The sequence below is a fragment of the Faecalibacterium sp. An58 genome, from assembly GCF_002161515.1.
Lineage (GTDB): Bacteria > Bacillota > Clostridia > Oscillospirales > Ruminococcaceae > Faecalibacterium > Faecalibacterium avium.
In genome coordinates this window covers 1-817 of sequence record NZ_NFHX01000072.1, presented here as the reverse complement: position 1 = coordinate 817, position 817 = coordinate 1, and the positions used below count along the sequence as shown (strand labels likewise).

The 817-nt window shown below is 46.4% G+C and carries 1 protein-coding gene; it reads right to left on the bottom strand.

Annotated features, from left to right (window positions below):
- Positions 1-119 precede the first annotated feature (119 nt).
- Positions 120-770, bottom strand: a complete 651-nt coding sequence (locus B5G12_RS14185; protein WP_087325493.1) for a hypothetical protein — start codon at positions 768-770, stop codon at positions 120-122.
- Between the last annotated feature and the right edge of the window lie 47 nt (positions 771-817).

The following is an 817-nucleotide window of genomic DNA, read 5'->3' as shown; positions in this document are numbered from 1 at the left end:
TTCCTCTTTGCCGCCACATCGGATGGGTGTTTTACCCGAGCGCGCAGGTGGTCTCTGGCACCTGTGCGCCCCTTATATCATCTCCCGGTATGGTGCCCCGGGGGTGTTATAAGTAAAGTTTAGACCTGGGTGTTTGCAGACTTAGTAACATTCTGCTCAATCACAACAGTAATAACCCAAGCGCTAGCACCAGAAACATTTTTGTTACTTACTTTCAAAGCGCTGATTTCACCAGTATAATCACAATCATAAGTAGCGCCATTCAGTTTGACAGTATCCGTCAGATTACCATTCAACGCAGTATCCAGCATTTTTGCAACGCTCTCCACTGCAGATTCCATATCCATTTTGCCGGAAACTGTATAAACGTTACCCCACGAAACACTGCCAACGCTAGTACGAGCAGTGCCAAAAGCATTTAACGCCACATAAGTAACGCCATCATCATTCAGGCTGCTCCTCAGCTTCTCCAGCATCTCATCATCGTCTTCAACATTAATACGATTATACGCCTCAGTAATTTCAACCGAGGTCAAGTTTTTCACATCAGCAGTGATATCCGCCATCTCAGAATCCAGCCAACTGCTATTATCGAAAACCAGATTATCCAAGTTATCAAGTGCAGCATTAGCATATGCAGCAGCCCCAGTAACAGGAGTAGTAGGCTCATTGGGAGTCTCAGGGTCTGCCGGGTTGCTCTTGCAGCCAGCCAGCATGCTGACGGCCATGATGCCGGCCAGCGCCAGAGAAGCAATCTTCTTGAGTTTCATAATGAATTTTTCCTCCTTATGGTGTATAAAAGATAGAGACCCAAAAC

What these genes read in the sequence shown, in the direction of transcription:
- B5G12_RS14185 (WP_087325493.1), bottom strand. Translation starts at nt 770, where the DNA reads ATGAAACTCAAGAAGATTGCTTCTCTGGCGCTGGCCGGCATCATGGCC.